The 23,920-nt window shown below is 63.4% G+C and carries 21 protein-coding genes and 1 tRNA gene; 10 read left to right on the top strand and 12 right to left on the bottom strand.

Annotated features, from left to right (window positions below; genetic code table 11):
• Positions 1 to 38 precede the first annotated feature (38 nt).
• Positions 39 to 6,227, top strand: coding sequence for a hybrid sensor histidine kinase/response regulator (locus tag PJE01S_RS01985; RefSeq protein ID WP_068831442.1), 6,189 nt, complete (start codon positions 39 to 41; stop codon positions 6,225 to 6,227).
• A 130-nt stretch (positions 6,228 to 6,357) separates the two neighbouring features.
• Here PJE01S_RS01985 and PJE01S_RS26255 read toward each other — a convergent pair whose 3' ends face one another.
• Both PJE01S_RS26255 and PJE01S_RS26260 read right to left on the bottom strand, forming a co-directional pair.
• Complete coding sequence (locus PJE01S_RS26255; protein ID WP_369406091.1) at positions 6,358 to 6,459, bottom strand: hypothetical protein; 102 nt, start codon at positions 6,457 to 6,459, stop codon at positions 6,358 to 6,360.
• A 34-nt stretch (positions 6,460 to 6,493) separates the two neighbouring features.
• On the bottom strand, positions 6,494 to 6,595 hold the full coding sequence (locus tag PJE01S_RS26260) for an FAD-binding domain-containing protein (protein WP_339374658.1): 102 nt from the start codon (positions 6,593 to 6,595) through the stop codon (positions 6,494 to 6,496).
• 113 nt (positions 6,596 to 6,708) lie between these two features.
• Between PJE01S_RS26260 and PJE01S_RS01990 the strand changes: the two genes are divergently transcribed.
• From PJE01S_RS01990 to PJE01S_RS02015, 6 genes are read left to right on the top strand one after another with little or no spacing between them, the layout of a single operon-like run.
• Positions 6,709 to 7,296 carry a YqgE/AlgH family protein gene (locus PJE01S_RS01990; RefSeq protein WP_068831443.1) on the top strand — a complete coding sequence of 196 codons (588 nt, stop codon included), beginning with the start codon at positions 6,709 to 6,711 and terminating at the stop codon, positions 7,294 to 7,296.
• Positions 7,293 to 7,709, top strand: coding sequence for a Holliday junction resolvase RuvX (ruvX, locus tag PJE01S_RS01995; protein ID WP_068831444.1), 417 nt, complete (start codon positions 7,293 to 7,295; stop codon positions 7,707 to 7,709). The genes PJE01S_RS01990 and ruvX overlap by 4 nt, the downstream gene beginning before the upstream one ends.
• Complete coding sequence (pyrR, locus tag PJE01S_RS02000; protein ID WP_068831445.1) at positions 7,706 to 8,212, top strand: bifunctional pyr operon transcriptional regulator/uracil phosphoribosyltransferase PyrR; 507 nt, start codon at positions 7,706 to 7,708, stop codon at positions 8,210 to 8,212. The genes ruvX and pyrR overlap by 4 nt, the downstream gene beginning before the upstream one ends.
• Before the next feature lie 51 nt (positions 8,213 to 8,263).
• On the top strand, positions 8,264 to 9,226 hold the full coding sequence (locus PJE01S_RS02005) for an aspartate carbamoyltransferase catalytic subunit (protein ID WP_068831446.1): 963 nt from the start codon (positions 8,264 to 8,266) through the stop codon (positions 9,224 to 9,226).
• Positions 9,223 to 10,521, top strand: a complete 1,299-nt coding sequence (locus tag PJE01S_RS02010) for a dihydroorotase (protein WP_068831447.1) — start codon at positions 9,223 to 9,225, stop codon at positions 10,519 to 10,521. Before PJE01S_RS02005 ends, PJE01S_RS02010 begins: the two co-directional genes overlap by 4 nt.
• Positions 10,522 to 10,536: 15 nt before the next feature.
• Positions 10,537 to 11,274, top strand: coding sequence for a lysophospholipid acyltransferase family protein (locus PJE01S_RS02015; RefSeq protein WP_068831448.1), 738 nt, complete (start codon positions 10,537 to 10,539; stop codon positions 11,272 to 11,274).
• 59 nt (positions 11,275 to 11,333) lie between these two features.
• Here the strand turns inward: PJE01S_RS02015 and PJE01S_RS02020 are convergent, their stop codons facing one another.
• The gene (locus PJE01S_RS02020; protein WP_068831449.1) at positions 11,334 to 12,431 is read right to left on the bottom strand and encodes an ABC transporter ATP-binding protein; all 1,098 of its coding nucleotides are present in this window, start codon (positions 12,429 to 12,431) and stop codon (positions 11,334 to 11,336) included.
• Positions 12,432 to 12,548: 117 nt separating this feature from the next.
• Between PJE01S_RS02020 and PJE01S_RS02025 the strand changes: the two genes are divergently transcribed.
• From PJE01S_RS02025 to PJE01S_RS02035, 3 genes are all read left to right on the top strand, one after another.
• Entirely contained in the window at positions 12,549 to 14,183 is a 1,635-nt protein-coding gene (locus tag PJE01S_RS02025; protein WP_068831567.1) for an ABC transporter permease, read from the top strand.
• 386 nt (positions 14,184 to 14,569) lie between these two features.
• Positions 14,570 to 14,995 (top strand): mitochondrial large ribosomal subunit protein uL15m, encoded by a 426-nt coding sequence (locus tag PJE01S_RS24250; RefSeq protein WP_084389301.1) that lies wholly within the window; start codon positions 14,570 to 14,572, stop codon positions 14,993 to 14,995.
• Between the two features lie 387 nt (positions 14,996 to 15,382).
• Positions 15,383 to 16,777 carry an MFS transporter gene (locus PJE01S_RS02035; protein ID WP_068831451.1) on the top strand — a complete coding sequence of 465 codons (1,395 nt, stop codon included), beginning with the start codon at positions 15,383 to 15,385 and terminating at the stop codon, positions 16,775 to 16,777.
• 34 nt (positions 16,778 to 16,811) lie between these two features.
• Here the strand turns inward: PJE01S_RS02035 and PJE01S_RS02040 are convergent, their stop codons facing one another.
• The 9 genes from PJE01S_RS02040 to PJE01S_RS02080 all read right to left on the bottom strand — a co-directional run bounded on the left by PJE01S_RS02040 (position 16,812) and on the right by PJE01S_RS02080 (position 23,874).
• On the bottom strand, positions 16,812 to 17,762 hold the full coding sequence (locus tag PJE01S_RS02040) for an ABC transporter ATP-binding protein (protein WP_068831452.1): 951 nt from the start codon (positions 17,760 to 17,762) through the stop codon (positions 16,812 to 16,814).
• On the bottom strand, positions 17,759 to 18,406 hold the full coding sequence (locus PJE01S_RS02045) for an ABC transporter permease (RefSeq protein WP_245660541.1): 648 nt from the start codon (positions 18,404 to 18,406) through the stop codon (positions 17,759 to 17,761). Before PJE01S_RS02045 ends, PJE01S_RS02040 begins: the two co-directional genes overlap by 4 nt.
• Positions 18,407 to 18,418: 12 nt before the next feature.
• Positions 18,419 to 19,042: an ABC transporter permease gene (locus PJE01S_RS02050; protein WP_068831454.1), complete on the bottom strand. Its 624-nt coding sequence runs from the start codon at positions 19,040 to 19,042 to the stop codon at positions 18,419 to 18,421.
• A gap of 17 nt (positions 19,043 to 19,059) precedes the next feature.
• Positions 19,060 to 20,565, bottom strand: a complete 1,506-nt coding sequence (locus PJE01S_RS02055) for an HAL/PAL/TAL family ammonia-lyase (RefSeq protein WP_068831455.1) — start codon at positions 20,563 to 20,565, stop codon at positions 19,060 to 19,062.
• Positions 20,566 to 20,610: 45 nt separating this feature from the next.
• A complete protein-coding gene (locus tag PJE01S_RS02060) occupies positions 20,611 to 21,492 on the bottom strand; it encodes a glycine betaine ABC transporter substrate-binding protein (protein WP_068831456.1) in 882 nt (293 codons plus the stop codon).
• 95 nt (positions 21,493 to 21,587) lie between these two features.
• A complete protein-coding gene (locus tag PJE01S_RS02065) occupies positions 21,588 to 22,433 on the bottom strand; it encodes a phosphate/phosphite/phosphonate ABC transporter substrate-binding protein (protein ID WP_068831457.1) in 846 nt (281 codons plus the stop codon).
• Between the two features lie 15 nt (positions 22,434 to 22,448).
• A complete protein-coding gene (locus tag PJE01S_RS02070; protein WP_068831458.1) occupies positions 22,449 to 23,462 on the bottom strand; it encodes an ornithine cyclodeaminase family protein in 1,014 nt (337 codons plus the stop codon).
• Between the two features lie 26 nt (positions 23,463 to 23,488).
• Positions 23,489 to 23,755, bottom strand: coding sequence for a hypothetical protein (locus PJE01S_RS02075; RefSeq protein WP_068831459.1), 267 nt, complete (start codon positions 23,753 to 23,755; stop codon positions 23,489 to 23,491).
• Between the two features lie 44 nt (positions 23,756 to 23,799).
• Positions 23,800 to 23,874: transfer RNA gene (locus tag PJE01S_RS02080), tRNA-Arg, on the bottom strand.
• Between the last annotated feature and the right edge of the window lie 46 nt (positions 23,875 to 23,920).

A 23,920-nucleotide genomic window follows, 5' to 3' on the forward strand; every position in this document is an offset into this window, starting at 1 on the left:
TGACCGCGAATTCCGATTCCTGAACCGGCCTGTTACTTATGTACTCCAACGTCCTGAATTCAACAGCCGCTGAACCCGATCTCGCCGTCAACGACCTGGGGCCATTGGCCTGGGTGCTTGATGAGCTCCGCAAGTCGCTGGACAGCTCGGCCAAGGCGCTCAAGCGTTTTGTGCGGGAGGCCGAGGCGGCGCGTGGCTCTGATCTCGCGGCACTTGATGCCAGTCATTTGCGAATCGCGCGCCAGCAGTTGCACCAGGCAGTGGGGGCGCTAGAAATGGTGGGGCTTCCAGGTCCTGCGCTGCTGCTCCGGGCCATGGAGGCGGCCGTACAAAAATTTGTGCAGCAACCGGAGCAGTGCAGCCAGGAGGCCGCCGCCAAAATTGAGCGCGCCAGTTTTGCCCTGACGGAATACCTCGACGGTGTGCTGGCGGACAAGCCGGTTTCTGCGGTTTCCCTGTTTCCGCAATACCGCGATGTGCAGGAACTGGTACGCGCTGACCGTATTCACCCCGCTGATCTGTGGCCCCTGGAGTGGCGCTGGGTGGAGCCGGTGTTGGCTGTCGCGGCTGAGCCGCGCAGTTATGACGACAGTGCCCGGGCGATGATGGACCAGTCGGTGCTTCAGCTCATGAAGGGCAAGGCGCCACAGGCCGCGCAGAGTCTCAAGGAGTTGAGCCTCGGTTTTTCGGCCAAACAGACCGAGCGCCAGCCGCGGATTTTCTGGAAGATTGCCGCCGCTTATTTTGAAGCGCTCGCGCATGACCTGTTGCGCCCGGATATCTATGTCAGACGTGCCGCGTCCCGCATCCTGCTTCAATATGCATCGCTGGGAAAAGGCGATGGCTCGATATCGGACCGCCTTGCGCAGGATTTGCTCTTTTTCTGCGCGCAGGCAAATTCTGCCCGGGCCAGCGATATACCTGTTCTGTCGGCGCTACGTTCCAGTTACGCATTGGCGCGGTTCAAGCCCGTGGACTATGAGCTGGTCCAGTTTGGCCGCTTCGATCCGGCTCTGCTGGCACAGGCGCGCAAGCGGATCACCTCCGCCAAGGAAAGCTGGTCATTGCTGTCTGCCGGAGACACCGGCAAGTTCAAATTGGTGGCGGATCAATTCAGCCTGGTGGCCGACTCCCTGGTCAAGCTCCATCCGCCCAGCGAACCGCTTGCGCAAGCCTTGACCCGTGCGGTGGACACCACGGTCCGCTCCGCCCAGGCGCCCCGGATCGAACTGGCGATGGAAGTGGCGACTTCCGTGCTTTACCTGGAAGCGGCCTTTGATGACCTGGATCCCAACGACCCGCAGCTGACGCTGCGGACCGCCAATCTGGCCGAGCGCCTGGAAGCCGTCAGGGCGGGTGGTGAGCCCCAGCCGCTGGAAGTCTGGATGGAAGAGCTGTATCGCCGGGTCAGCGACAAGCAGACCATGGGCAGTGTGGTGGGTGAGTTGCGCGTCTCTCTGGGCGAGCTTGAGAAATCCCTGGATGTGTTTTTTCGCAATCCGCAGGACAAGACGGCCTTGCAGGTCGTGCCTGGGCAGCTTTCGCAAATGCGCGGCGTCCTGTCGGTGCTGGGGCTCGATCAGGCCTCCCAGGCCGTGTCCCGCATGCGGGGCAGCGTCGAGGAGATGCTCGTTACTGAAATTGACGAGCAGCAGGCACGCGCCGCCGGCACCTTTGATCAACTCGGCAATAACCTGGGCGCGCTGAGTTTCCTGATAGACATGCTCAACTACCAGCCGGTGCTGGTGAAAAAGCTGTTTGTGTATGACGAGGAAAAAGGTGAACTCAAGCCTTTGATGGGGCGCGCGAAAAACGTTGCCAGCGCGGCTTCGGCCGTGACGCTGAACAGCGATTTGCTGTCGCAGGAAATTATTTCCGTGGTGCAGGACGCCGGCGTCGGCCAGGCGGATGAAAACCTGACCGACAGGCTGGACACCCTGGCGACCCATGCGGCATTGGCGGGACAGCCTGCGCTCGCCCAGACTGCCCATGATGCGGCGGTCGCCGTCTCGGCAAACAATGCCGATGCCGTGGCCAATGTCTTGACCGACCTGGCCTCAACCGTGTCGCAGCCGCCAGCCGCTCCAACGGGGCCGACCGCCTCGGCCGATTTTGAAGAAGATGACCTGCGCGATATTTTTCTCGAAGAAGCGCGTGAAGTCGTCGGTAATGGTCTGGATGCGCTTGCCACGCTGCAGAGCGATCCGCGCGATGTGGCCCAGCTGACGGTTTTGCGCCGTGCTTTTCATACCCTCAAAGGCAGTTCGCGCATGGTCGGACTCGATCAGTTCGGCGAAGCTGCATGGTCGCTTGAGCAATTGCTCAATAGCTGGCTGGCGGATCAAAAAAATGCCACCGATGAATTCAGGACCTTGTGCGCCGAGGCCATGGCCGGATTCGCCGACTGGATTGGCGATATTGCTGCGAACCAGGATGCCTCATGGTCGGCGTCCGCCTTCTGCAGCAGCGCGGAGGCCATGCGCACTGAAGGCCGCTTCATCGCCCTGAACCTGGCCGCAAAAGACAGCGTCCCGACTGTCTCATCATCCGCCGCATTGGAGGCGACAACTGCTGCTGGCATGTTTGAGCTGCCGGAATTGCCGCAAGCGCTGGAAGTGTCAGCAAACACGGGCGTACATCTCCCGGCCAGTGAAGTTGATGTCTCCACGGAGGAGTTTGACCTCTTTTTCGACTCGGGAACGGCTGTCGCGGCACCGGCAGCGCCGTCACCGGCCTTTGACCCGGCTGATCAACGGGCCGGGGCCGGCCTGGAGATAGAAGGGATTGACTTCAGCAGCTTGTCCGCGCTTTCTGCGGAGAACAGCGCGGCGCCTGAACCTGTTGATCTGCCGGTGGATGTGGATGTGGATGTGGATGGGGAGAGCATGTCCGATGGCTTCAGTGCTGAACTGGAGCCGGCGGAAATGATTGAATTGTCAGCCACCGATTTCGATCAGCATTTCCCGCTTGAACCTGCCGCGCCGCATCAGGCCGGGTTTGCCTCGGCGTCTTCCGCCGCTGTGGACTTGCTTGTGACTCCGCCCGAAATGGTCGACGCGGCGGAGACGATTGAATTTACTCAGTCCCACCTCCCTGACGCCACGCCGACTGCGGGCATCGTGACGCCCGATGAAGCGTTTGAAGCGCTGGACAATGTTCTCCCCGTGGACAGCAGTGGGGATGAGCAGATCAAGGTCATTGGCAGCCTGCGCATAGGGATCCCGCTTTACAACGTCTATTTGAACGAGGCCGATGAGTGGTCGCGCCGCCTGGTGACCGAAGTCGCCGAATGGGCGATCGAGCGCCACCAGCCGGTCAATGAGTCCACGGTGGCGCTTGCCCATTCGCTGGCGGGCAGTTCTGCCACCGTCGGCTTTGACGCCTTGTCAGAAATGGCGCGGGCGCTGGAGCTGGCCTTGCAGCGCTCCAGCGCGCATCACAGCCATGGCGCCGCCAAGTACGGACAGGTGTTTGTCGATGCGTCGGAAGACATACGTCGCCTGTTGCACCAGTTTGCCGCCGGCTTCCTCAAGGAGCCCGATGCCGGCATTTTGGAGCGTTTGAACCAGCTTGATTTCTCTGACTCCCTTTTGCCGCCGGCGAATGATTTTTCTGGTTCCGATTTTGCTGCCGAGGCCTTGAAGACCGACGGCGCTGTTGCAGATTCGGTGCATCGGTTCGAGCCGGAAGCCCAGGCGCCCAAGGCCGACACGCCGGTTTTTCCGCCAGCCGCAACGGTGCAAGCCGCTGCCGCGATGGTTGCGCCGCCCGTGCGATTTGTGCCGCCTGTCGCGGCCACTGTGCGCACCGCCGCAAGGTACGCGGAAGACGGCGATGACATCGACGCGCTTGATGCCATCGACCCGGAATTGTTTCCAATTTTTGAAGAAGAGGGGGCCGAGCTCATGCCCCAACTGGGCGGTGCGCTGCGGCAGTGGTCCGCGCGTCCCGACAATCAGGGCGCGCGCATGGAAGTGCTGCGTGCCTTGCATACGCTCAAGGGCAGTGCCCGTCTTGCCGGCGCCATGCGACTCGGCGAAATGGCGCACCAGATTGAATCGGAGATCGAGCACCTTGGTTCGGAGGCTATGGCCAGCCAGGCGTTCGAACCCCTGCTGAACCGTTTTGACGCGATGCAAGCGGCTTTCGAAGGCTTGCGGCATGCGGATGCGACCGTCATATCGATCTCGCCCGAAGTCACCGTTGGAGCGCTGGCCGAGGCTGATGCCATGTCAACCGCCGAGGCGCCTGCGCCGGCTTTGCCTGAAGCACAGGCCGCCATAGACACCAAGGGCAGGAAGCTGGCGATTCCGGCGCCGCAAGCCATGGCCATGCAGCCCTTGCGGCAGGCGGCCACGGCCACCATACGCGTGCGATCCCAGTTGCTTGACCGCATGGTCAACCAGGCCGGCGAGGTCATGATTACCCGCTCACGCCTGGAGGCCGAGCTCGGTCAGCTGCGCGGCTCCCTCAACGACATGACCGGCAACTTGAACCGCTTGCGCCAGCAGTTGCGCGATATTGAACTGCAGGCCGAAACCCAGATGCAGTCGCGGCTGGCCCAGGCCAAGGAAGCGCAAGCCGGGTTTGACCCGCTCGAGTTTGACCGCTTTACCCGGGTGCAGGAATTGACCCGCATGATGGCCGAGTCCGTCAACGACGTGGCAACCGTGCAGCGCAACTTGCAGCGCACGGTGGAGGCCACCGAGGATGACCTGATTGTCCAGGCGCGCCAGACGCGCGAATTGCAGCGTGACCTGCTGCGCACGCGCATGGTGGAGTTTGAAGGCATTTCCGAGCGCCTGTACCGTGTGGTGCGGCAGGCCTCCAAGGAAACCGGCAAACAGGTCAGGCTGGATTTGCTGGGCGGCACCATCGAGATGGATCGCGGCATGCTGGACCGCATGACGCCTGCTTTTGAGCATTTGCTGCGTAATTGCGTGGCCCACGGGATTGAAAGCCCCGAAAGTCGTGCCGAGGCCGGCAAGGACCCGGTGGGTCTCATCACGGTTCATCTTCGCCATGAGGGCAATGACGTGTCGGTGGACTTCAGCGATGATGGCGCCGGGCTGGACCTTGGCCGCATCCGCGAAAAGGCCCTGAGCCTTGGCCTGGTCACGGCGGACCAGCCGTTGGACGATCACGAAGCGGCCAATCTGATTTTCATGCCGGGCTTTTCCACGGCCGCCCAGGTGACCGAGCTTGCCGGGCGCGGCATCGGCATGGATGTGGTTCGCGCTGAAGTCAACTCGCTCGGCGGCCGCATTGAGACCTCCTCCGTCGCCGGCCAGGGGACGCACTTCAAACTGGTGCTGCCCCTGACCACGGCGGTCACGCAGGTGGTGATGATTCGCGCCGGCCATCTGTCGGTGGGGGTGCCTGCCAACGTGGTGGAAACCGTGCGGCGTGCCTCTGCCAGGGAATTGCAGCAGGCCTACAACACCGGCACGCTTGACGTGGCTGGCGAGAGCGTGCCTTTCTTCTGGTCGGGCGCCTTGTTGCAGGCCTCGCATCACAGCAGCGAGCCACAGGCCAAGACCACGCCGGTCGTGATTTTCCGCAGTGCCGCCCAGCGCATCGCCTTGCATGTGGATGAAGTGCTGGGCAACCGGGAAGTTGTGGTTAAAAATCTCGGACCCCAGTTGTCTCGCCTGGCGGGACTGGCCGGCATGTCGGTGCTGGCATCGGGGGCGGTGGTGCTGATTTACAACCCGGTTGCCCTGGCTTCCGTGTATGGCCAGCAGGCACGCGCCTGGAGCGCCGACCGCGCCGAGCCGCATGTGCTCGAGGCGTCCGGCGGCAGTGCGGGCAAGGCGCCTGCGCTGATGCCTACGGCACCGAAAATTCCGCTGATTCTGGTGGTGGACGATTCCATCACGGTGCGCCGCGTGACGCAGCGACTGCTGCAGCGCGAAGGCTACCGTGTGGCCATGGCTGCTGATGGTTTGCAGGCGCTGGAGCGTCTGCAGGAAGAGCGGCCAGCCGTCGTGCTGTCGGATATTGAAATGCCCCGCATGGACGGTTTTGACCTGGCGCGCAATATCCGCGCCGATGTGCGTCTGAACAGCCTGCCCATCATCATGATCACCTCACGCATTGCCGGGAAGCACCGTGAGCATGCCAAGGAGCTGGGGGTTGACCACTATCTGGGCAAGCCTTACTCGGAAGAAGAACTGATGAGCCTGGTGCGGCACTACTGCACCGAGCAAACCGCTGCCGTTGCTTGAAAATGCCTCTAGACCTTATGGGGCGGGTGCTTGTAGCTATTAAATAAGTAGCTAATCAGGGTGGAGGGTTTTTCACCACCGCGTAGCGCTGCAATGCCGGTACGTGCGCCTCAGCATGCTGCACGACGGGTCATGGGTCGCTGTGACCCAGTTCCGCACCACCGGCGCCAGGCTCAATCGGTCTGGCCAGCCAGGGGCTGTGCAAGCCTGAGGTGGGCAGTTTTGCCAGCACCGGCAAGTATTTACGGATGAATGTCCCTTCCGCATCAAATATGCATGTAGCCGGTCTGGTTAATTTGGGCCATGACCGCGTCGACCAGTGGGTAGCCTGTTTGGCCCTTCCTCTTGCTCCCGGACAATCGCGTCATGGTCAGGCTGGAAGGCGCTGGCTGCGGCGCCTTCGCTTCCCTTTTACTGCTGCGCCGGCGCTGCAGAAGCTTTTTGCGCCCGCCGGCCTGATCAGTACGCGTAAAATCCCGGCATGGCCATGGATTCCGCACCGATTAACCTGACGAACCACTTCCTCATCGCCATGCCCGGGCTGGATGACGAAGCCTTCGCCAAAAGCGTGGTGTATATGTGCGAGCACAGCGAGCGCGGTGCTCTGGGTCTGGTCATCAACAAACCCAGCGACATCAGCCTTAAAAACCTGTTTGACAAGGTTGAACTGCCGCTGCATCGCAGCGACCTCACGGACGCTCCGGTGTTTCAGGGCGGCCCGGTGCAAACCGAGCGCGGTTTCGTGCTCCACGAGTCCATGATGCCCGGCAACGAGTCGGTCTACGCCTCGACCATGACCATTCCGGGAGGCCTGGAAATGACCACCTCCAAGGACGTGCTGGAAGCGCTGTCAACCGGCGCCGGTCCGCGCAAGGTGTTTGTTTCGCTGGGTTACTCCGCCTGGGGCGAGGGGCAGCTGGAATCGGAACTCTCGGACAACAGCTGGCTCACCGTGGCCGCCGATGTGGCGGTGATTTTTGACACGCCGGTGGAGCAGCGCTACGACAAGGCCCTGATGCTGCTGGGCCTGCAGAGCTGGATGCTGTCCCCCGATGCCGGTCACGCATGAGCCTGGCGGCCATGCCTTCGCAGACCGCGGGTCTCCAAACCTTTCTGGCTTTCGATTTCGGTCTCAAACGTACCGGCGTGGCCAGCGGCAATGTCCTGACTCGTACCGCCACCCCGCAGGCCACCATTGCCGCCGAGGGCAATGCCCGTTTTGGGGTGATTGAACGCCGGATCAAGGAGTGGCAGCCCGACGCACTGGTCGTCGGCATTCCGTTTCATCCCGATGGCGCCAGCCACGACAATACCGTGCGCGCGCAAAAATTTGCCCGCCAGCTGCGCGGACGCTTTGGCCTGCAGGTGTTTGAAGTCGATGAGCGCTACAGCACGACCGAGGCCCTGGCGGGCGGCGCCAGGGACGCCGATGCGGCATCGGCCTGCATCATTCTGGAGCAGTTTTTAAGGAGTCTTCCATGAGCAGTCTGACACTGGACGCCGAAGCGCTGTACAACGACATGTTGCGTGGCATGCGGCTCCAACTGGCCTCCTACGAGCAGCCGCCGCGGCTGGTGGGTGTGGCTTCCGGCGGGGCCTGGCTGGCCCAGCGTTTGCAAAAGGATCTGGAGCTGGCCGACGAAATCGGCATTCTGTCTTCAGCCATGCACCGCGACGACTTTTCCCAGCGCGGCCTGGCTTCCAGCGGGCAAACCCTGCTGCCCTTTGATGTCAACGGCGCCCATCTGATTGTGGTCGACGATGTGCTCTATACCGGGCGCACGATACGGGCCGTTCTCAATGAGCTGTTCGACTATGGACGGCCCGCTAGCGTCAAGCTGGTGGTGCTGGTCGATCGGGGCGGGCGCGAGTTGCCGGTGCAGCCCGATCTAGCCCTTGCGCGAGTGACCTTGCCGGCATCGCAAACGCTGGAGCTGGCGCGGGCGGAAGACGGCCGGTTCAGCTTTCAGGTCCAGGACCGCTGATCCCCAGAAAAACCCAGAGCGGAAATTCAAGGCCGAAGAGGAGCCCCTAACGTGTTGTACCAACGAAATCCCCAAGTGAATAAAAATGGTGAGCTGATCCACCTGCTGTCGGTGGAAGGCCTGCCCAAGTCCATCCTGACGCAGATTCTGGACACGGCGGCCAACTTTGCCAGCGTGAGCAACCGCGAGGTCAAAAAAGTCCCGCTGCTGCGCGGCAAGAGCGTTTTCAACCTGTTTTTTGAAAATTCCACGCGTACCCGCACGACCTTTGAAATTGCCGCCACGCGACTGTCGGCCGACGTCATCAACCTGGATATCGCACGCTCATCGGCCTCCAAGGGCGAGTCGCTGCTGGACACCATCGCCAACCTGAGCGCGATGGCTGCCGACCTGTTCGTGGTGCGCCACAGCGAGTCGGGCGCGCCTTACCTGATCGCCCGGCATGTGGCACCGCATGTGCATGTGATCAATGCCGGCGACGGGCGCCACGCCCACCCCACGCAGGGCTTGCTGGACATGTACACCATTCGCCACTACAAGAAAGACTTCAGCAACCTGACGGTCGCCATCGTCGGCGACGTGCTTCATTCGCGCGTGGCGCGCTCCGACATTCATGCGCTCACCACACTCGGCTGCCCCGAGGTGCGCGTGGTCGGCCCCAAGACCCTGGTGCCTGCCGATATGGCGCAGATGGGCGTGCGCGTCTGCAACACGCTGGAGGAGGGCATCAAGGGCGCCGATGTGATCATCATGCTCAGGCTGCAAAACGAGCGCATGTCGGGCGCCCTGCTGCCCAGCAGCCAGGAGTTTTTCAAGAGCTTTGGCCTGACCACCGAGAAATTGCAGCTGGCCAAACCTGACGCCATCGTCATGCACCCCGGGCCCATCAACCGGGGTGTGGAAATCGATTCGGCGGTGGTCGATGGCAAGCAGAGCGTCATCCTGCCGCAGGTTACCTTCGGCATCGCCGTACGCATGGCTGTCATGGGCATTGTTGCAGGGAATGAAGCATGAAAATACTGATCAAAAACGGCCGGGTGATGGACCCCGCCTCCAGCTTTGACGAAGTCTGCGACGTGGCCATTGCCGCCGGTCGCATCCTGTCGCTGAACAGCACGGCCGCCGATTTCGCGCCCAACAAAGTCATAGACGCCACGGGCTGCATCGTGGCGCCCGGCCTGATCGACCTGTCGGCCAGGCTGCGCGAGCCCGGCTACGAACATGAAGGCATGCTGGAAAGCGAATTGGCCGCGGCCGTGGCTGGCGGTGTGACCAGCCTGGTCTGCCCGCCGGATACCGACCCCGTGCTGGATGAGCCTGGCCTGGTGGAAATGCTCAAGTTCCGCGCCGAGAAGCTGCACCAGTCGCGCGTGTTCCCGCTGGGCGCGCTGACGCGCGCGCTCAAAGGCGAGGCGCTGACCGAGATGGTCGAATTGACTGAAGCCGGCTGTGTGGGCTTTAGCCAGGCCGAAGTACCGCTGGTCAACACCCAGGTGCTGATGCGTGCGCTGCAGTACGCGGCCACTTTTGGCTACACCGTCTGGCTGCGTCCGCAGGAAATGCACTTGGGGCAGGGCGTCGCCGCCAGCGGCGCGCTGGCCACGCGCCTGGGGCTCAGCGGCGTGTCCGTGGCCGCCGAAACGATTGCCCTTCACACGATTTTTGAACTGGTGCGTGCCACAGGTGCCCGCGTGCACCTGTGCCGCATCAGCAGCGCCGCAGGCGTGGCCCTGGTGGCCAAGGCCAAGGCGGATGGCCTGGCGGTGACCTGCGACGTGAGCATCAACAGCCTGCATCTCACCGATCTGGACATCGGCTACTTTGACAGCCGCATGCGGCTGGACCCGCCGCTGCGCCAGCAGCGTGACCGGGACGCCATTCGCCAAGGCTTGGCTGACGGCACGATCGATGCGCTGGTCTCCGACCACACGCCGGTCGACGAAGATGCCAAAACCCTGCCGTTTGCCGAGGCCGAGCCGGGCGCGACCGGTTTGGAGCTGCTGCTGGGCCTGGCCTGCAAGTGGGGCGGCGACAGCCAGGCCGGCATGGGGCGGGCGCTGGCGGTGCTGACCAGCGAGCCGGCACGTGTGCTCGGCAACGCCCTGGGCACCCTGCAGGCCAGTGCCGGCCGTCTGGTCAAGGGTGGGGTCGCCGATGTCTGCGTGTTTGACCCGAACAGCGTGTGGATGGTGGCGCCGGCTGCCCTGCGCAGCCAGGGCAAGCACACGCCTTTTTCCGGTCACCAGCTTTCGGCGCGCGTGCGCTGGACGGTGGTGGGCGGCCAGGTGGCCTACGAAGCGTCACATTAAAGCGCCGGCCACTGTATGAAACTGCTGGGCTTGGTCTGGAAGCTGCTGCGTGCCCTGGTGCACGCGGTGTGCGGCTTCTGGACGATAAAAACTGTTTTTCACAAGCTTGAACAGGTCGAGCAAGAGGCCCGCGTTCACGCATGGGCCGCGCACATGCTGCGCATCGTGGACATCCGGCTGGAGGTCCTCGGCACACCGCCCGCGGCAGGGCCTATGTTGCTGGTGGCCAACCATATTTCGTGGCTGGACATTCTGGTGATGCATGCCGCACGCCATTGCCGCTTTGTCTCCAAGTCCGATGTCAAGGGCTGGCCTTTTGTCCGTACGCTGGCCGATGGTGCGGGGACCTTGTACCTTGAACGCGAGTCGCGGCGCGATGCGCATAGGGTGGTGGTGCAAATGGCCGAGCGCCTGCGCGCGGGCGACATTCTGGCGGTGTTCCCTGAAGGCACGACCGGCGATGGCATCACGCTCAAGCCCTTTCACGCCAACCTGATCCAGGCGGCGATCGAGGCGTCCGTGCCGGTGCAGCCGGTGGCGCTCAAATTCATCGACGCCGCCACGGGCGCCACGAGCTTTGCCCCCAGCTATGTGGACGACGAGACCCTGATGGGATCGATTTGGCGAACCCTGACCGCACACGGACTGAAGGCCGTGGTGACTTTTGGAGCGCCCCAGGAATCGCAGGGGAAAAACCGGCGCGAATGGTCCCATGCGCTGCGCAAGGAGATCGAGCACCTCAGGCGGATGTAGCCGGCGCCGCCAAGTTTTGGCGAGCTTGCAGGGGCCGCGCGCTGCGGTTCTTGCCGGCGTCAGCGCGCCGTGACGGCGGGCGATGCGCCTTGCGCCTCGCGCGGGAAGGTCACGACGTGATCGACCTCGGGGCGTATGCCTATCCATTCACCCAGGGCATGGTCGTGGTGCGACGGCACATGCGCGACCACGCGCTCGCCGGTCTGGAGTCGCAGCGTGTACAAAAACTCGGAGCCGCGAAACGCCTTGCGCAGAATCTGCGCTTTCACCGCTGCGTTGTCGTCATGCACGATGTCGTCGGCCCGCAGCAGCACGTCGCACAGGCCGCCCGCGTAGGTGTCGGGCAGCGGGCATTCCTGGATATCCGTCAGGTCTCCGAGCGCGGTGCGTACCACCACAGTCTCCCCGCGCTGCTCGATGCGCGCCTGTGCAAACACGCCATGGCCGATGAAGTCCGCGACAAAGCGCGTCGCGGGCCGGTGGTACAGCGCATAAGCGTCGTCCCACTGGTGCAAATGCCCCTCATGCATCACGCCTATGCGGTCCCCGATGGCAAAGGCTTCGAGCTGGTCGTGGGTGACAAACAGGGCCGTGGTACCGGCCGCCTTGAGGATGCCGCGCACCTCGTGCGCCAGGCGTTCGCGCAGGTCCACATCGAGGTTGGAAAAGGGCTCGTCAAGCAGCAGCAGACGCGGCCCCGGTGCCAGCGCCCGAGCCAGTGCCACGCGCTGCTGCTGCCCGCCGGACAGCTCATGCGGAAAACGCCTGTGCACATGGCCCAGGCCGACCAGCTCCAGCACTTCGCTGACACGCTGCTGGCGTTGGGCGGCATTCAGCTGCGTGAGCCCGAAGCCCACATTGCGCGCCGCGTCCAGATGCGGGAACAGGGCGTAATCCTGAAACACCATGCCGATGCGGCGCGATTCGGCCGCTACATGGCTGGAGGGGCTGCTGACGATTTGCTGCGCCAGGCTGATGGTGCCGGCCTGAGCGCGCTCCAGCCCGGCGACCGCCCGCAGCAGCGTGGTTTTGCCGCAGCCCGAGGGGCCGATCAATACCCCGATCTCTCCGGCCTGCAGGCTGAAAGACACACCATCAACGGCCGGTTGTGAGCGGCCCGCATAGTGCACACCCAGCCGGGAGAGATCCAAAAACATGGGTCTGATTGTAGATGCTTACAATTCTCATTTGCAGTGACAGACTGCCAAATGCAAAACCACGGCGCAGGCCGGTGGCCCTGGCCCGCACCGGCCGAGGCCTTATTTCGGGTCTACATGCTTCGCCGTCTCTTGCCCTCATTTCTTCTCCGGTTTCTTGCCCCGGCATTGCTTTTTTCACTGGTGGGCCTGCTGACTTTGCCAGTGCTGGCGGTGGCCTTGTCCTGGCTGCAGTTCAACGAGGAGGCGCGCTCCATCCTGGCGCAGATGCTGCAAACCGTCTTGCCGGACTACGCCTGGACCTCCTTGCTGCTGTGCCTGTTCGTGGCGCTGGGTGTGGGTCTGGTGGGCATGGCCACCGCCACGGCCGTCACGCTGTTCGAATTTCCCGGCCGGCGCAGCTTTGAATGGGCGCTGCTGCTGCCGCTGGCCATGCCGGCCTATGTGCTGGGCTATGCCTACACCGATTTTTTGCAGTACGCCGGCCCCCTGCAAACCTGGCTGCGCGCCGCCTTGGGTCTTGAGGGCCGCCTGCTGCCCGAGGTGCGCAGCCTGGGCGGCGCGGTGCTGGTCTTTACCGTGGCGCTCTACCCCTATGTTTATCTGCTGGCGCGCACCGCCTTGTCGGAGCGCGCCGCGCACCTGATGGAAGCGGCGCGTCTGCTGGGCGCGCCCCTGTCGCGCCGCATTCGCGAGGTGGCACTGCCCCTGGCCCGCCCGGCCGTGGCGGCGGGCGTGGCGCTGGCCTTGATGGAAACGCTGGCCGATTTCGGCCTGGCGAGCTATTTCGGCATCCAGACCTTTACCGCCGGCATCTACAAGGCCTGGCTGTCCATGGACAACCGCATTGCCGCCGCGCAGCTGGCGACGGTGCTGCTGCTGGCGGTGGCCGCGCTGCTGCGCATCGAGCACGGCGCGCAAAAGCGAATGCGCTTTGTCGTCGGGCGCGGCGCACGCGCCGGGGCTGCGGATGCGGCGCCGGTTCAGCTGCAGGGCGGGCGCGCGGCTCTGGCCTGGCTGGCCTGCGCCTTGCCGATTGCGCTTGGCTTTGTGCTGCCTGTGCTCTTCATGCTGCGGCCCCTGATCCTGGGTTGGGAGCATCTGCTCTGGGACAAATTCCTGGGCTGGACGCTGAACAGCGTCGTGCTGGCCGGCCTGAGTGCGGTGCTGGCGAGCGCCCTGGCGGTCAGCCTGGCGTTTGCGCTGCGGCGCCGGCCGCATGTACTCACGCGCGCGGCCGCGCAGCTCGCCGGCCTGGGTTATGCCGTGCCCGGGGCCGTGGTGGTGGTCGGTTTGCTGCTGCCCGTGGGCTGGCTGCAGGCGGCCGCGCCGCAAACCGGCGTGGGTTATTGGGTCACGGCCACGGTGCTCGGCATTGTCTGGGCCTATCTGGTGCGCTTCAGCGCGGTCGCGCTGCAAACCATGCAAAGCGGCTACTCGCGCATTCCGGTCAGCTTCGATGACAGCGCCCGCATGCTGGGCAGCACCGGCGCCGGCCTGCTGGCCCGGGTGCACTGGCCGCTGCTCAAGCGCTCGGTCGCGGCGGCCGGCCTGCTGGTGTTTGTGGACGTGATGAAGGAACTGCCCGCCACACTGGTGCTGCGCCCCTTCAACAGCGACACCCTGGCCGTGGTCACCTATCAGCTGGCACGCGACGAGCGGCTCGGCGAAGCCGCCTTGCCGGCCTTGGCGCTGGTACTGGTGGGCCTGCTGCCGGTGGCGCTGCTGAGCCGCACCCTGCGCGCCAGGTAGCGCCGGCCTGGCCGGGCAAGGCGGCGCCCAGCTTGCGCTGGCCCGCAGGTTGCTATTTATTCGATAGCTGCTTGCGCCCGTACCATATGGGCCAATCCCGGAAAGTACAAGAAACTGTCCCCGGGGGTGCGTCACTCGATGCCTGGATATCTTGAAACGAGCGGCGGCCTAAAAAACCATGTCTTTACCGCAGCACGACCCGGCAGCGCGTGATTTTTTGAAGACTGATGCAACTTGTTTCATTCCTTACTGATCTGCACGAGTCGCGCAAAGAACAGCCTGCAGAGAACCGTATCCAACCAGTATCAACAGTGAGGGCGGGATGGCGAAAGTCCAAGAATGCTTGAAAGGCAGTAGCAGGAAGAGGCGTTGCCGTGAAGAGGACTATGGTTTCATGGTTTGCAGCCGCCGCGCTGATAGGGGCGGCGTGCACTGGTTTGGCGATGGCGCCCAACTCGGGCCGCATGCATGGGGGCATGGGGCAGCACCAGGGATTTGCGCATCCCTTTGTACAGCACCCCGGGTTTGTACAGCACCCTGGGTTTGTACAGCACCCTGGGTTCGTGCACTCCCATGAGTTTGGCAGGTTCCACCATTTTCATAGGCATGCCAACGTCATCATCGTCGGCGGTCCGTTTTTCTGGCCACCCTACTACGATCCTCTGTACATTGCGCCGAATCCGCCGGTTTATGTGGCACCTGCCGTGAATTACAGTTATTACTGCACCAACCCAAGCGGTTATTACCCCCAGATTCAAAGCTGCCCGAGCGGCTGGCTGCGGGTTGTTCCAGATAATCCGCCGGCCTACTGAAACTTGATCGTTTCCCGGGCCGCGCTTCCCGAAATTTCTCCAGAAACTCCATCGCCCCATGGGCGACCCGGCTGGCGCGCCAGGCGTCGGTATTTTTGGCGGTTTCTGCCTCTAGCCCCTGATGGACGGCTGTAGTCAGCTATAAAAACAATAGCGAATGTGCGAGCCCCCAGTGCGAGGCACCGCTTGCCCGAATGATCCAGCGGCCGCCATCCCGGCTGGAGTCCGCGATCTCAAGGCGTCGCAGCGGCTTCGCGGCATCGGCCCCGCCCCTGAAATCTCTTGGCAGCGCTCATAAAATAGGAGCGACCCAGCCCCTCATTGTTCCCATTGCAGCGCCTGTCATCGCGGGTGCCTGTTCCTCGTCCACTGTTACCAAAGGCCCGCATGCTTGTTCAGGATGGTTTGCCCGCGCGTGAGCGCATGCGCGCGCTGGTGGTGATCATTCTCGGGATTGTCATGGCCGTGCTCGACGGCACCATCGTCAACCTGGCGCTGCCCGACATCACGCGCGAACTCCATGCCTTTGCCGCCCAGTCCATCTGGGTCATCAACGCCTACCAGATCGCCACGCTGGCGCTGCTGTTGCCGCTGGCCACGCTGGGCGACATTGTGGGCTATCGCCGCGTTTATCTGACAGGCCTGGCGGTGTTCACGGCGGCCTCCGTCGCCTGTGCACTGGCCGATTCATTGACCATGCTGGCACTCGCCCGCGTGCTGCAGGGACTGGGCGCGGCCGGGCTTATGAGTGTGAACACCGCGCTGGTCCGGCTCATTTATCCCAAGCAGCTGTTGGGCCGCGGCATTGCCATCAACTCGCTGGTGGTGGCCATCGCCTCGGTGGCGGGGCCGTCCATTGCCGCGGCCATTCTTTCCGTGGCCTCCTGGCCCTGGTTGTTTGCGCTCAATGTCCCGTTTGGCCTGCTGGGCCTGATCCTGGGACGCAGCGCCTTGCCGCAAAACCCGGCCAAGGCCGAGGGGGCACGGTTTTCCTTGCTCGATGTGGTGTTGAACGGCCTGATGTTTGGGCTGATATTCATAGGTGTCGAGGGACTTGGGGTGCGTGTTGATGCGGCGCCGGGCGGGGCGCAGGGTGCCCCGCTCTGGCTGGCGCTGGCAGAGCTCGCCACAGGCATCGTCGTCGGTGTGATTTATGTGCGGCGCCAGTTGGCCCAGCCTGTTCCGCTGTTCCCGCTGGACTTGTTGCGCATCCCGGTTTTTGCACTGTCCATGGGCACCTCCATTGGCGCCTTTTGCGCCCAAACCCTGGCGTATGTCGGCCTGCCTTTCCTGCTGCTGGGCAGCTATGGCCGCAGCCATCTGGAGGCCGGCTTGCTGCTGACCGCCTGGCCGCTGAGCATCGTGGTCATGGCGCCGCTGGTGGGCCGCCTGATCGGCCGCTATTCCGGCGGTCTGTTGGGTGGCACTGGGCTGGGCATGCTGTCGCTGGGCCTGGTGCTGCTCGCCATGCTGCCATCGCAACCGGCCAATGCCGATATCGTCTGGCGCATGGCCTTGTGCGGCCTGGGCTTTGGCCTGTTCCAGTCGCCCAACAACCACATCATCATCACCTCGGCGCCGGCGCACCGCAGCGGCGGCGCCAGCGGCATGCTGGGTACGGCGCGCCTGACCGGGCAGACTCTGGGTGCGGTGTTGCTGGCCATGATCTTCGCGTTTTTTGATCCGCAAGATGGCAAGGGACCGCTCGTCGCCCTGTGGCTGGCTGCAGCCTTTGCCGCTTTGGCGGGCACTTGCAGCGCGCTGCGCATGAAGCGGCAATAAGGGCCGCCTCAACGGGCACCATGCCCACCCTGATTTATGGCTTTGCCACAGCGGCCGCCTGGCGGATGGCCTGCAGGGTGACGCGGCCCAGCAGGCTGCCATTTGTGTCCACAATGCCGGCCTCATCGGTGCCGGCATCCAGCATGGCGGACAGCGCATCGCGCAGGGGCGTAGCGGGTGCCAGGTGCGGTGCGCCGGCGGCGGGCATGCCGCCTTCCATGCAGGGGCCCGCTGTCAGCAGCGCCAGTCTCTTCAGCGAGCGATCGCCGCCCACAAAGGCTTCTACAAACGCGTCGGCCGGATGCGCCAGGATGCGCTCCGGCGTGTCGTACTGAACGACTTTTCCCGCACGCAGGATGGCGATGCGCGAACCCATGCGGATGGCTTCGTCGATGTCGTGCGTGACAAACACAATGGTTTTGCCGAGCTCGCGCAGGATGCGCAAAAATTCGTCCTGCAGGCGGGTGCGGGTGATGGGGTCGATGGCGCCGAAGGGTTCGTCCATCAGCATCACCGGTGGGTCGGCGGCGAGTGCCCGTGCCACGCCCACGCGCTGCTTTTGCCCGCCAGAGAGTTCACGCGGAAAACGCTCCCGGTAGAGGCCAGGCTCCATGCCAACCAGCGCCAGCAGCTCATCCACGCGCCTGGCAATACGCGGCGCATCCCAGCCCAGCATTTTCGGGACGGTGGCAACGTTCTCGCCAATCGTCATGTGGGGAAACAGCCCCACCTGCTGGATCACATAGCCAATGGAGCGGCGCAGCTCCACCGCGTCGATTTGGGTCACATTCCGTCCGCCGACTTCGATGCGCCCCGAGTCGGGCTCTACCATGCGGTTGATCATTCGCATGGTGGTGGTCTTGCCGCAGCCCGAGGGGCCGATCAGCACGCAGATTTCGCCCGCATTGATGGTGAGCGACAGCCCGTCGACCGCGGACTGCGCGCTGGTTCCGAAGGTCTTGGTGAGGCGGTCGAGTGTAATCATGCAGTGCGAAGCCCTTGGGGAGTCATGCGGCGCTGCAAGGCGCCAAAAAGAAAGTCAGTGCCCAGCGCCAGCACAGAGACCGGGATGGCACCGACCAGCAACTGCGGAATCGCCATCATCGCGATGCCCGCGGTGATGAAGTCACCCAGCCCGCCGCCACCAATGAATGCGGCAAGCACAGCACCGGAAATCACCTGCACCGCAGCCGTGCGCAGGCCCGCAAAAATGACCGGCAAGGCCATCGGCAGTTCGACCTGCCGCAGGAGGGTTGACCGGGTCATGCCCATTCCGACGGCGGCATCGACGACATCGGCGTCCACGCCGCGCATTCCGACAATGGTGTGGGTCACGATGGGCGGTAATGCGAGCAGCGTCAGGGCGAACAGTGCCGGTGCAAAGCCAGTCCCGAGAAGCGGCATGACCAGCGCCAGCACGGCCAGCGATGGCAGGGTGCGACCGACATTCGCCGCGTTCACCACGGCCAGCGACAGGCCGCCACGCCGGGCAACGGCAATGCCGGCGGGGATGCTGATCAGCGCGGCCAGCATCAGTGCCGACGCCGACAGTGCAATATGCACGCCCAGTGCCCGTGAAAACTGCGCCGGGTGGGCGAGGATATAGTGCCAGGCATCCAGGAGCATCATGATTCCTGCGGTTCAGGCCGCAAGACGGCGTTTAAGCTGCCGCTCGACCAGGGCGAGCAGCAGGTCGACGCTGACTGCCAGGGCGCAGGCAGTCAATGCACCCGCCCATATTTTTGCGGGATGGTCGCTGGCAATGCCGTTAAAGATCAGCGTGCCCAGTCCGCCCGCATTGACATACGCGGCGACCACGGTCACGCTGATGACCGTGACGGCCGACACGCGCAGGCCGGCCACAATCAGGGGCAGGGCCAGCGGCAGCTCGATGCGCCGCATGATCTGGGCCGTATTCATGCCCATGCCGCGCGCGGCATCGATCACGTCGGCGGGAACCTCCCGAATGCCGGTCGCCACGCTGCGGATCAGGATCATCAATGAAAACGCCACCATGGTGATGATGGCGTTGGCACGGCCCAGCCCGACGACGGGAATCAAAAATGCGAGAAAGGCCAGCGTCGGGATGGTGTACAGAAACCCGGAGATGGTCATGACCGTGCCGTACAGCCGTTCACGCCGGGCGGCCACGATGCCAATGGCCAGCGACAGGGCGAAGGCAATCGTGAGCGCGGTCAGGGAGATGGCAATATGCTCCCACAATGCGTAGGCGATATCCGTCCAGTTGCGCAGGAACCATTTCATAGTGGTTTCACGCGGCCTCAGGTTTGAGCGGGGTCGAACAGACCCGCAGCGACAGCGCGTTGAACGCGGTCGATGTCCGGACCCAGCGGGCGATCCTCGTCCAGCACGGGAACCAGGTCGCGCACTTGCCTGTAGGTCCGGCGTGCGCCTTCACCCATGAGGGTTTCGTCAAGTTCACGCAGGTCCACCGCCTGGGCGGAAACCAGAAGCTCGATGGCAATGAGATAACGTACACGCTCTACCAGCTCGTCCAGTTTTTCTGCAACGCCCAGGGCCATGCACGCATGATCTTCCAGCCCCTCGGAGACAGGCATGTAGTCCAGCGAGCCGGGATTGGCGCGCAGCCGTATCTCGGCCCACAGGGCTGTCAGGGTCTTTTGCACCGTGGCAAAGCCGGAGTGGGCCGGCCCGTGGCGGGTCAATTGCAGGGGCAGGCCCGTGAGCGCGGGTGACATGAAGCGCTGGCAGCGGGCCACGGACATGCTGGCGCACTGTGCCAATGCGATTGCGCAGGCGTCCAGCGCCAGTGCCAATGCCGGCACGTGAAAGTTTCCATTGGAGAGCATGACGCCTTCGTCGGCCAGAACCAGAGGGCTGTCAGCGGCGCTGTTCAACTCCACCTCGACCTGCGTCCTGGCCAAGTCGACCATACCCTGGGCAGCGCCATGCACCTGAGCCACGACACGCATGGAAACCGGATCCTGCACGCGGCGGGCAGAACCCGGCGTCAGGAGCGCGCTGCCCTTGAGAAGCGCGCGCAACTGCTTCGCGACCTCCACCTGGCCCGTGGCGGGTCTTGCCGCGACCGCGCTGGGATGAAGCGGCGAGAGGTTGGCCCGAAAGCCCTCGTAGCCCAGCGCTACCGCTGCCAGCCAGGCATTCAGTGCAGCCGTCGCGTCGTGCAGCACCAGCGCGGCACGCGCCGTGGTGGCTGCGTTGGCGCTGATCAGTGCCAGTCCATCCTTGGCGCCCAGTTTCACGGGCTTGAGCCCGGCACGCTCAAGCGCGACGCTGCCACTCAGGACTTCGCCGCCAAATTCGGCTTCACCCTCGCCGAACAGTGGCAAGGCAAGGTGCGACAGCTGGGGCAGATCGGCCACGCCAATGGAACCGAAGCGCGGCACCACCGGGTGCACCTGATGATTCAGCAGCGCGATGCAGGCATCCAGCACATCGGGTGACACCCCGGACCCGCCGCGTGCCATGCCGGCGACGCGGGCAAACTGCATGGCGCGAACGGAAGACCGCTCATAGGCCGGCCCGACGGCCACTGCTCGGGCGCGTACGGCCCTGCGCTGGTAGTCTTCCAGATCACCTTCTGGCAGCACCGCACCGGTGTTGGCACCCAGCGCGGAGTTGAGGCCATAAATGGGCAGGCCGGATGTAGACAAACGCATGACTACGTCACGCGCCGCAACGACACGCGCACGCGCGCCAGCTGCCAGCAAGACGGACTCACCCGTGCGCGCCACACGCACCAGATCGTCGATTCCCACCCACTTTTCGCCGACCTCAATTGTCATGACGCGGCAGCTTTCATGCGTTGATGCGTTGGTGTGCCGACGGCACTACTTGACGAGACCCTTGGCCTTGAGAAAGTCGCGTGCCACCTCTTTGGGTTCCAGCTTCTCCCCGTCGACCTGGTAGTTCATCTGTGCCATCGTGGCTTCGTCGAGCAAGGCGCTGACGCGGTTCAGGACGTCACCAATTTTCGGGTTGGCTTCCAGTGTTTCCCGGCGAATCACAGGCACGACGAAGTACGGGGGCCACAGGCTTTTGTCATCCCGCAGCCGCTTCAGTTTCATGGCACTGATCATGCCGTCCGTGGAGTAACCGTTGACCACCTGGATCTGGTCGTTCTTGAGTGCCTGATAACGCAGGCCAATGGCCATCTGCAAGTCTTCACCAAACACCATGTTGTACTTGGCCTTCAGGCCGGGCAGTCCGTCCTTGCGATCGCGAAATTCGGGGCCGGCGCCTATCTTCAGGTCTTTGGCGACCCTGGCCAGATCCGACAGGGTTTCCAGCTTGTACTTCTGCGCCGTATCGCTGCGGACCACCATGACGTAACCGTTGTTGAGCTTGGACTGGTTCAGCACCACAAACCCCATCTTGGCGTAGGCCTCTTTCACCTTGTCATAGACGGCCTTGGCGTCCGTCATGGGTTCCTGCTTCAGCACGGCAAGCAGCATGGTACCGGTGTACTCGGGGTAGAAGTCGATCTGCTTTTCTTCCATGGCTTTCTGCGCAATCAGCGTGCCGCCGAGGTTGAGCTTTTTCTCGGTCTTGATGCCGGCCGCCTCCAGAGACTGGGCGTAAATTTCCGCCAGTACAAACTGCTCGGTGAAGTTTTTGGAGCCCACGCGAACCGCCTGCTGGGCCTGAGAGGCAAGCGGCACCACGGCGGCAAGCGCCAATGCAGAAAAGGCCAAAAGTTTGCGAATGGTCACGATGATCTCCGGGCGAGGGTTGCTGCAGGAAAGGCCGACATTAACAGTTCTTATGACTTCGTGCCTATCATCTTGCCTGGCAAAAAAACGTTTCATCAGAGCTCCTCGAAAGGCGTAGCGGCCGCGGCAGCCATGGCCGCCAGGGGCCGGTAGTCGGCGGGATCGGGGATCGCAAAGCCTGCAAGCAACAAACGTTCCATGACCGGCGCCAGTTCCGGCGCCGCGGCCGTTGCCAGCAGGGCCTCGCGCAGCCGCGCGAGCTCGTCTTTATGCAGGGTGGCAGTTGCCACCAGCGGGGGGATGGGAAGTGCAGGGGTGCTCGCGATGATGCGCACCTGGGCGGCAAAGCCCGGTTCATGGCGCCGCAGCAGATCGTGGTAATAGCTGTCCAGCGGACCCACGTCGATGCGGCCCGTGGCCAGCGCCTCGATCACGCCGCGTGCATGGATCAGGTCGCCGACTGCCTCACGGTAAAGCCGTGGTCGCGCAGCCGTGCGGTAACTTTCAAGATGACGGCGCAGCGCAACGCCGCCCGACATGGAATCGGCCAGCGTGTAGCCGACCACGCCGCCAAAAGTATCTTCCAGTGTGCGGTAAGGCGCGTCGGCGCGTACCACGATGTCGGTGAAGTACACCGGTTTTCCGCCGTAGCGGGCCGGCGACGGCAGCGGCGCGGCGACCAGGGTGGGCGGCCTTGCCTCATTGATCCGCTGCGCAAAGGGCAGGCCGCACATCATGGCCAGGCCCAGGTCATTGCGCGCCCACAGCGCCGACAGGGGCGCCGGCGCATCGTAGTCGATCACGTTCCATGGCAGGCCTGCGCGCGCCAGCGCCCAGGCGAGCAGCTGTTTCCAGTCGGCCTTGACCGACGGAGTCGCCGAGTACATGCGGGCGTTGGCAACCGGCTGGGCGCTTTCCTCGGAAGGCGGCATGACATTCATGGCTTGGCTCCTGTATCAACGGAAGCGCAACTGCTGTCCAAGATTCATGCGTTTGGCTTTCTCCAGCATGAAGGCACCCAATGCAATGTCCGACAGCGAGAGGCCGCGGTGCCAGAACAGGTTGGTTTCGTCATCACTCTGGCGGCCTGGCTTGAGACCCGCGACGATCTGACCGAGCTCGGCATACAGCGTTTTCTCTGACAGTTTGCCGGCGTCCACATGAGCGCGCAGGGCGCCGAAAGGCCCAGCCTTGGCCTGGCCCCAGTCGTCCATGACCATTTTGTCCATGATGTCGGTGAGCGACAGCTCGACCGCGCTCATGGTGCCGTAGGGAATGACGCAGGCGCCTTTTTTGATCCATTCGGTCTTGAGCAGGGGTTCGGGCTTTTCGAGCCGCGAAGCCTCGACCACGATGTCGGCGCCGCGCACGCACGATTCCCAGTCATCGGTGACCGTGATTTTTTTGCCCAGGTCTTTTTCAAGCCTGGCGGCAAAGGCGTTGCGGCTTTCGGGCCGGCGAGAGTGCACGCGAATCTCGTCGAAGTCGTAGATCGAGTCGAGCAGGCGAACATTCCAGTAAGACGTGCCGCGCGCACCGATGTGGCCCAGCACCCTGGAATCTTTTCGCGCCAGGTATTTCGCCCCCAGGGCGGTGATCGCGCCTGTGCGCATGTCGGTGATGTCCGAGGCGTCGATGATGGCGATGGGTGAGCCGTTCTTCGGATTGAACAGGTTGAGAACAGCCAGCTCGGACGGCAGGCCGATCTCATAGTTGCGGTAGAAGTCACCCACCACCTTCACGCCCGCCAGGCCCAGCGGGCGGATGTAGCCGCGCAGCACATTGAAGTGGCCCGGGTAATCCTTTTCCGGCACCAGGTGCATGCGCGGCTCGATCGTGGTCTGCTGGTTGCCTTGCGCATGCAGCGCCTGCTCCACCGCGGCAATGATTTCCGCGTTGGTGAGGGCCAGCGCCTGAACGTCGGGATGGTTCAGGTAGGTCAGGTAGATTTCGGATGCATCGTCAGACATGGTTCAGGCTCCCCGCATCGGTAGGTTTAGTGGTTGTCCTTGGCGCTCTGCCTTGCGATGTTATAGCCGGCATCGGCATGGTGCGCCGCAACCAGCCGTTGGCTGCTGCCGATCTGGCTGAGTTCGAGAGAATGCGGGTGGAAAGCGGTGCCGGAAGTGCCGATGAGGCGAATCGCGCCAGGGACGAGGGGGACCGTGATGCCGCGACACAGGCGCCGAGCGGCTCTGAAAACAGGCCAAAACAAGCTGTCTGTTAGATGAATCAGGCTGCAGCCCATATGGATAGAGCGCATGAAGCTATTGAATTAATAGCGAATCCCTGGCGGGAAGACGGCGCTGGTACCACCAACAGGAATCGAACCTGTATCTAGCGCTTAGGAGGCACTCGTTCTATCCATTGAACTATGGCGGCACTTCTTGGCAAGCTGCGAAGAACAGGAATTGTATGCGCAGCCGGG

Source organism: Polaromonas jejuensis NBRC 106434 (assembly GCF_001598235.1).
GTDB classification, from domain to species: Bacteria; Pseudomonadota; Gammaproteobacteria; order Burkholderiales; family Burkholderiaceae_C; genus Polaromonas; species Polaromonas jejuensis.

Bases quoted from the DNA above. Each gene is read 5' to 3' on its own strand.
- PJE01S_RS01985 (WP_068831442.1), top strand. From the start codon at position 39: ATGTACTCCAACGTCCTGAATTCAACAGCCGCTGAACCCGATCTCGCC.
- PJE01S_RS26260 (WP_339374658.1), bottom strand. From the start codon at position 6,595: ATGACGCGATTGTCCGGGAGCAAGAGGAAGGGCCAAACAGGCTACCCA.
- PJE01S_RS01990 (WP_068831443.1), top strand. From the start codon at position 6,709: ATGGCCATGGATTCCGCACCGATTAACCTGACGAACCACTTCCTCATC.
- ruvX (WP_068831444.1), top strand. From the start codon at position 7,293: ATGAGCCTGGCGGCCATGCCTTCGCAGACCGCGGGTCTCCAAACCTTT.
- pyrR (WP_068831445.1), top strand. From the start codon at position 7,706: ATGAGCAGTCTGACACTGGACGCCGAAGCGCTGTACAACGACATGTTG.
- PJE01S_RS02010 (WP_068831447.1), top strand. From the start codon at position 9,223: ATGAAAATACTGATCAAAAACGGCCGGGTGATGGACCCCGCCTCCAGC.
- PJE01S_RS02015 (WP_068831448.1), top strand. From the start codon at position 10,537: ATGAAACTGCTGGGCTTGGTCTGGAAGCTGCTGCGTGCCCTGGTGCAC.
- PJE01S_RS02020 (WP_068831449.1), bottom strand. From the start codon at position 12,431: ATGTTTTTGGATCTCTCCCGGCTGGGTGTGCACTATGCGGGCCGCTCA.
- PJE01S_RS02025 (WP_068831567.1), top strand. From the start codon at position 12,549: ATGCTTCGCCGTCTCTTGCCCTCATTTCTTCTCCGGTTTCTTGCCCCG.
- PJE01S_RS24250 (WP_084389301.1), top strand. From the start codon at position 14,570: ATGGTTTCATGGTTTGCAGCCGCCGCGCTGATAGGGGCGGCGTGCACT.
- PJE01S_RS02035 (WP_068831451.1), top strand. From the start codon at position 15,383: ATGCTTGTTCAGGATGGTTTGCCCGCGCGTGAGCGCATGCGCGCGCTG.
- PJE01S_RS02040 (WP_068831452.1), bottom strand. From the start codon at position 17,762: ATGATTACACTCGACCGCCTCACCAAGACCTTCGGAACCAGCGCGCAG.
- PJE01S_RS02045 (WP_245660541.1), bottom strand. From the start codon at position 18,406: ATGATGCTCCTGGATGCCTGGCACTATATCCTCGCCCACCCGGCGCAG.
- PJE01S_RS02050 (WP_068831454.1), bottom strand. From the start codon at position 19,042: ATGAAATGGTTCCTGCGCAACTGGACGGATATCGCCTACGCATTGTGG.
- PJE01S_RS02055 (WP_068831455.1), bottom strand. From the start codon at position 20,565: ATGACAATTGAGGTCGGCGAAAAGTGGGTGGGAATCGACGATCTGGTG.
- PJE01S_RS02065 (WP_068831457.1), bottom strand. From the start codon at position 22,433: ATGAATGTCATGCCGCCTTCCGAGGAAAGCGCCCAGCCGGTTGCCAAC.
- PJE01S_RS02070 (WP_068831458.1), bottom strand. From the start codon at position 23,462: ATGTCTGACGATGCATCCGAAATCTACCTGACCTACCTGAACCATCCC.
- PJE01S_RS02075 (WP_068831459.1), bottom strand. From the start codon at position 23,755: ATGCGCTCTATCCATATGGGCTGCAGCCTGATTCATCTAACAGACAGC.